The sequence below is a fragment of the Lapillicoccus sp. genome (genome assembly GCF_046595215.1).
Classification (GTDB): domain Bacteria; phylum Actinomycetota; class Actinomycetes; order Actinomycetales; family Dermatophilaceae; genus Lapillicoccus.
The window spans coordinates 1-6,852 of the sequence record NZ_JBKJPP010000044.1 but is presented as its reverse complement, the minus strand read 5'-3'; the positions used below and the strand labels follow the sequence as shown (position 1 = coordinate 6,852).

3 protein-coding genes are annotated in these 6,852 nt (G+C 68.9%); 1 reads left to right on the top strand and 2 read right to left on the bottom strand.

The features are described from left to right. Positions 1–3,299: DNA-directed RNA polymerase subunit beta' (gene rpoC / locus ACLL9L_RS04260; protein WP_411283403.1), on the top strand; the 3,299-nt coding region annotated here is incomplete at its 5' end. A gap of 112 nt (positions 3,300–3,411) precedes the next feature. Here the strand turns inward: rpoC and ACLL9L_RS04255 are convergent. Both ACLL9L_RS04255 and ACLL9L_RS04250 read right to left on the bottom strand, forming a co-directional pair. Next, positions 3,412–4,962, bottom strand: a complete 1,551-nt coding sequence (locus tag ACLL9L_RS04255) for a DUF2142 domain-containing protein (RefSeq protein WP_411283402.1) — start codon at positions 4,960–4,962, stop codon at positions 3,412–3,414. Between the two features lie 15 nt (positions 4,963–4,977). After that, positions 4,978–6,600 (bottom strand): DUF2142 domain-containing protein, encoded by a 1,623-nt coding sequence (locus tag ACLL9L_RS04250; protein WP_411283401.1) that lies wholly within the window; start codon positions 6,598–6,600, stop codon positions 4,978–4,980. Positions 6,601–6,852 lie beyond the last annotated feature (252 nt).

The window sequence follows — 6,852 nt, the reverse complement described above, 5'->3', positions numbered from 1 at the left end:
CGCTTCTTCTCGACATGCAATTGAAGGAAGTTGAACGGGTTCTTTATTTCGAGCAGTACATTGTGCTTGAGCCTGGTCTTACACCTTTGAAGCCACGCCAGACCCTGACCGAGAGCGAGTATATCAAGGCCCAGGAAGACTATGGCGATGACAGCTTTACCGCGTCGATTGGTGCGGAAGCTGTGCGCGAAATGCTCATGGCCATCCAGCTTGAGCAGTTGCGCGAGCAGTTGCGCGAAGAGCTCAAGGTTGCCACGGGCGATCTCAAGCCCAAGAAGCTTGCCAAGCGCTTGAAGATCGTGGACTCATTCATTGAATCGGGCAACCGCCCGGAATGGATGATCCTGACCCAGGTTCCGGTCATTCCGCCGGAGCTCCGGCCCTTGGTTCCCCTGGATGGCGGCCGCTTTGCCACCTCCGATTTGAACGACCTTTATCGCCGGGTGATCAACCGCAACAACCGCTTGAAGCGCTTGATTGAGCTTCGGGCGCCGGATATCATCGTGCGCAACGAAAAGCGCATGTTGCAGGAGTCGGTTGATGCGCTGTTTGACAACGGCCGCCGTGGCCGCGTCATTACTGGTGCCAACAAGCGTCCGCTGAAGTCACTCGCTGACATGCTGAAGGGCAAGCAGGGCCGCTTCCGGCAGAACCTGCTCGGCAAGCGCGTGGATTATTCCGGCCGCTCAGTTATCGTGGTGGGTCCGGAACTCAAGCTGCATCAGTGCGGCTTGCCGAAGAAGATGGCGCTGGAGCTTTTCAAACCATTTATCTTCAACCGACTCGAACAGATGGGCGTGGCCACCACCATCAAGCAAGCCAAGGAGATGGTCGAAAAGCAGGTCCCCGAAGTGTGGGACGTGCTCGAAGAGGTCATTCGCGAGCATCCCGTGCTGCTCAACCGCGCGCCGACGCTGCATCGCCTGGGCATCCAGGCGTTCGAGCCGGTGCTGGTTGAAGGCAAGGCCATCCGCATCCACCCGCTGGTCTGCACGGCGTTCAACGCCGACTTCGACGGCGACCAGATGGCGGTCCACGTGCCGCTCAGCGCCGAGGCGCAGGCCGAGGCCCGCATCCTCATGCTGTCGAGCAACAACATCCTCAAGCCGGCGGACGGTCGCCCGGTGACCATGCCCACCCAGGACATGATCATCGGCCTCTTCCACCTGACCTCCGAGGTCGAGGACGGCAAGGGCGCCGGACGGGCGTTCGGCACTCCCGCCGAGGCTCGGATGGCGTTCGACGCCCACCAGATCGAGCTCGGCTCCCGGATCAAGCTGCGCGTCTCGGACGTCGTGCCCCCGGCCGGTTTCGAGCTGCCCGAGGGTGTCGAGGTGGGCGAGGACGGCATCGTCGCGTCGCTGATCATCTCGACGACCCTCGGTCGCGCGCTCTTCAACGAGACGCTGCCGCTGGACTACCCGTTCGTGGAGGCACCGGTCGACAAGAAGCAGCTGTCGACCATCGTCAACGACTTGGCCGAGCGCTACTCCAAGGTGCAGGTGGCTGCCTCCCTGGACGCGCTGAAGGAGGCCGGTTTCCACTGGGCCACCCGCTCGGGCTCGACCGTGGCCATCTCGGACGTCGTCACGCCGCCGCGCAAGATCGAGATCCTCGAGGCCTACGAGGACCGCGCCGCCAAGGTCCAGAAGCTCTACGACCGTGGGGCGATGACGGACAACGAGCGCCGTGAGGACCTCATCGAGATCTGGAACGAGGCCACCAACAAGGTCGCGGAGGAGATGCGGGCCAACATCCCGCCCACCAACACGATCTACAAGATGGTGGCCTCCGGCGCCCGGGGCAACTGGATGCAGCTGCGCCAGATCGCCGGCATGCGTGGGCTCGTGTCGAACCCGAAGGGCGAGATCATCCCCCGCCCGATCCGCGCGAACTTCCGCGAGGGTCTCTCGGTGCTCGAGTTCTTCATCTCGACCCACGGTTCCCGCAAGGGCCTCGCGGACACCGCACTGCGGACCGCGGACTCGGGTTATCTGACCCGTCGACTGGTCGACGTGTCGCAGGACGTCATCGTCCGGGAGGACGACTGCGGCACCGAGCGTGGCCTGACCATGCCGATCGCCGACACCGACAGCACGGGCACGCGCGTCCTCCACGAGGATGTCGAGACCAGCGTGTATGCCCGCACCCTCGCCGAGGACGTGGTCGACGCCAGCACCAACGTCAGCCTCGCCGACGCCGGGATCGACCTCGGAGACGTCGTCATCGACGCGCTCTTCGCGGCCGGTGTCGACAAGGTCAAGGTGCGTTCGGTCCTCACCTGCGACAGCAAGGTCGGCACCTGCGCCAGGTGCTATGGTCGCTCGCTGGCCACCGGCAAGCTCGTCGACATCGGCGAGGCCGTCGGCATCATCGCGGCCCAGTCGATCGGTGAGCCCGGCACCCAGCTGACCATGCGCACCTTCCACACCGGGGGGGTGGCCGGTGACGACATCACGCAGGGCCTGCCCCGCGTCGTCGAGCTGTTCGAGGCGCGCACCCCCAAGGGTGTCGCCCCGATCGCCGAGGCGACCGGGCGCGTCCAGGTCGAGGACACCGACAAGACCCGTCGGATCGTCCTCGTGCCGGACGACGGCACCGACGAGCACGCCTACCCCGTGAGCAAGCGGTCCCGACTGCTGATCACCGACGGCCAGCACGTCGAGGTCGGCCACCAGCTCGTGGCCGGCGCCATCGACCCCAAGCAGGTCCTGCGCATCCTCGGCCCTCGGGCGGTCCAGATGCACCTCGTCGACGAGGTGCAGCACGTCTACCGCCAGCAGGGTGTCTCGATCCACGACAAGCACATCGAGGTCATCGTGCGCCAGATGCTCCGTCGCGTGACGGTCATCGACGCGGGTGAGGCGAACCTCATCCCGGGTGACCTCGCCGAGCGCGGTCGCTTCGAGGTGGAGAACCGTCGGGTCCTCGCCGAGGGCGGCAAGACGGCCTCGGGTCGTCCGGAGCTCATGGGCATCACCAAGGCGTCGCTGGCCACCGAGTCGTGGTTGTCGGCCGCGTCCTTCCAGGAGACGACCCGGGTCCTGACCCAGGCCGCCATGGAGGCCAAGTCGGACCCGCTGCTCGGGCTCAAGGAGAACGTCATCCTCGGCAAGCTCATCCCGGCCGGTACGGGTCTGCCGCGCTACCGGAACGTCAAGGTCGAGCCGACCGAAGAGGCCAAGGCCGCGATGTACTCCATGCCGAGCTACGACGCCTACGACTACTCGACCTTCGGGTCGGGCAGTGGCGAGGCCGTGCGGCTCGACGACGTCAGCCTCGGGTTCACCGACAACTGAGTCAGCGTCACCGCGAAGGGGCGGGTATGCCGGGAAGCAGGCTCCCCGGCATACCCGCCCCTTTCGTCGTGGCTGACGTCAGCGAGGCCGGCAGCCCGTCGCTCGACCCCGGTCATGCGGCGGGCGGGCCCGACCCCTCCGGAGCGGGGCAGGAGCGGGCGAGCCACAGCCAGGCTGCGGCCATCGCGAGGCAGGCGACGAGCCCGAGCGAGAGCCAGGGGACCCAGCCGAGCGGGGGTGCCCAGTTGGCCCCCGGCAGGAACCAGAGCGGCCCGCCCGTCAGGCCGAGGGCATAGCGCTTGCCGTTGAGATAGAGGCCGATGAGCTGGAGCGCGGGCAGGCCCACCGCGAGCACCGGCAGGAGGGCCAGGGTCGGCCGGGGGAGCCGTTCGGAGACGACGATGCCCGCGAGCACGGGCACGATCGCCAGGAACGGGAGCATGTGTCGCCCCTGCAGGCCGGCACCGACGGGATGGAACACCCGGGCGTAGGTGACGTAGGCGACGACCAGAGCGGCGATCACCATCGCGGCGAGGACCACCCGGTCGCGTCGTGATCCGAGGACGAGCGCTGCAGCGACGAGCACCGCGACGACTCCGGCCCAGAGGCTCGTGAACCAGGTCGGCAGGCGGGTGTCGAGCCAGCCGAACCAGCCGACACCTTCGTGCACCAACTGGGGCAGCTGGGCGACGAAGTCGACGAGGCTCTTGGGCGACGCCCAGGGGCCGAGGAGCACGGGGTGGTCGAAGCGCAGTTCCCACCCGACGACGGCGACCACCTGGACGCCGATCAGGGCCATGACGGCGACCAGGACCCACGAGCCCCGCCGGAGCGCCGCCCGGACGAGCGGCCACCCGCCCACGGCGAACAGGAGCAGGACGAGGGCGGCCATGGTGACGAGGCCGAGCTGTCGGCTGAGGACCAGCGCGGAGCCCGAGACGAGGACGAGGACCTGCGTCCCGCGGGCCGTGAGCGACTCGGGTCGACGGGTGGCGACCGCGACCGCCGCGGCGACCCCGAGCGCCCCGAAGATCTCCAGTCCGCTGGTGTTGAGGATCGCCGTGCAGAACACGGCGACCGGCGTCAGGGCGACCGCGACACCGAGCAGGGCCCGCCGTCCGAGCCACCGGACGAGGTGCTGGCACGCGAGCCACAGCAAGGCGGTGGTCTCGGCCAGCACGACGAGCCGGGCCTGGGTGAAGGCCTGGGAGGGCGTCGAGGCGGCGCGGGCGGCGAGACCCATCGGCAGGTAGGCGAACGGGGGATAGGCCCCGACGGTCGTCGCGACCTGCACGTTGCCGGACGACGCAGGGGGGGCCGGCTGGCAGTCGGCGGTGACGTCGGCCTCGAACTTGAAGCAGGCATACCCGCTCGGGTCCAGGGCGGCGGGGATGAGCACGACCCGGGTGATCGAGGCATTGCGGACGGCGCCGAGGGTGGGGCCGTCGACGCGGGTCCCGAGGGTTTCACCGATGTCGAACCGGGCGATGCCCAACGCCTTGACGAGGTGCGCGTCCTCGTCCGGTGCGGCCGCGACGGGGTTGGACGCCAGCCAGGCCAGACCGAGCAGGACATAGGGGAGCACGAAGAGGGCCACGACCCGCCGGGTCCGGGTCTCTCCGCTCGGTGACGCCGTGTCACCCATCGACGCCGTGTCTCCCATGGACGGCAACGGGACCTACGGCGAGCCGACGGCGGCGGCGTCGTCGACGGCCGGCATCGGGGTGGGCGTCAGACCGGGATCCGGGATCCGCGGCGAGGTGCGCGCCAGGTGCACCCAGCCGAGAAGCATGCCCAGACACGCGACGAACCCGAGGAGGAGCCATGGAAGCCAGCCGAAGGGTGGCGACCAGCGGGCCGCCGGGAGGAACCACGTCGGCTCGCTCGTGAGGCCCACGGCATACCGCTTGGCATTGAGGAAGAGTGCATAGAACTGCAATGGGGGCAGGACGAGGGCGAGGCCGATGAGCAGGCGTCCGAAGGTCGCTGGGTTCATCCTCTCGGCAACGACGATGCCGGCAAAGACCGGGAGGAAGGCGAAGAAGGGCAGCAGGTGCCGGCCCTGCAGACCGGACTGGGCGGGCTCGAAGACCCGGGACCAGGTGACGTAGGCCAGGAGCGCGAGGGCGAGGAACATGCTCACGATGACGAGGCGGTCCGGCCTGCGGCCCCGGACGAGCCCACCGAGGAGCAGCGCCGCGGCTGCCACGAGCCAGAGCGTGGTGGTCCAGCTCGCCATCCCGACATCGAGCCAGCCGAACGACCCGACTCCGTCCGTGGCGGTCTGGAACCAACGGCCGGCGAAGCTGCGCAGGCTGCTCCGTGAGGCCCACGGGCCGAGCAGCGCAGGATGGTCGTAGGCGAGCTCCCACGCGACGACCGCGAGCGTCTCGACGCCCAGGAGGGCGACCGTCGCGGTCATCGTGCCCGACCCACGTCGGACCTCGGCCCACAGTGGGGGACCGGCGCCCAGCGCGAGCATGAGCAGGACGAGGGCGGCCATCGTCACCAGGCCGAGCTGGCGGCCGAGGATCAGCGCCGAGCCGGACACCAGCATGACGGCCTTCGTCGCTCCGCTCGACAATGACTCCGGTCGGCGCAGGAAGACCGCGCCGACTGCGGCGACTCCGAGGGCGCCGAAGATCTCGAGCCCGCTGGTGTTGAGGATGCTCGTGCAGAAGACCGCCATCGGGGACACGGCGATGACCACCCCGAGCACGGCCCGGCGGCCGATCCACCGCACGAGGTGCCACACCGCCAGCCAGAGGAGCAGGGCCGTCTCGACGAGGATGACGGCCCGGCCCAGCATGATCGCCTGGGGCGGGGTGGATGCCGCGCCGGCCGCGATGCCCACGGGGAGGTAGAGGAACGGCGGGTAGGCCCCGACGTCCGTGCCCATCTGGATGTCTCCGCGGTCGGCAGGAGGTGGGGGCTGGCAGTCGGCAGTCACCTCGGCACGGAAGCCGAAGCAGCCGTATCCCTCCGGGGAGAGCCGCGAGGGGATGGTGACCACCCGGGTGTTGGAGTCGTTGCGCGCCGCCGGCGGCCGCGTGAGGTCCACCGGCCCTGCGTAGGGCACCCCGATGTCGAGTCGGGCGATGCCGAGTGCCTTGACTAGGTGGGCGTCCTCGTCGGGCGCGCCCACCGGCGGGTTCGAGCCGAGCCAGGCCATCGCGAGCAGGACGTAGGGAACGACGAACAGCGTGGCGATCCGACCGGCCGGGGATTCCCCCCTGAGGATCCCCGAGGTGTCGCTACCGTCCGCTCGGGAGGGTGCACCGGCTCGCGCGGATGCCGTCATCGTGCCTCCATCTCCCGTGCCGCTCGTCTGCCGGGCACTCTAGCGAGGAGGGGCCGCTCTCCTCGGCACCGAGACGCCCGGGCCGTGGCTGTTACGCTTCGGGCCGCTGGAGCGCAGACGGACGAAGGAGCATCCTGGTGACTGGAGCCACCGACGCGGCGGGGGACGGATACACCCCGGGGTACTTCGAGACCCGTCTTGCCCACGACGCCAACCGGACCAAGGTGTGGCGCCACCTGACGACCTACCTGC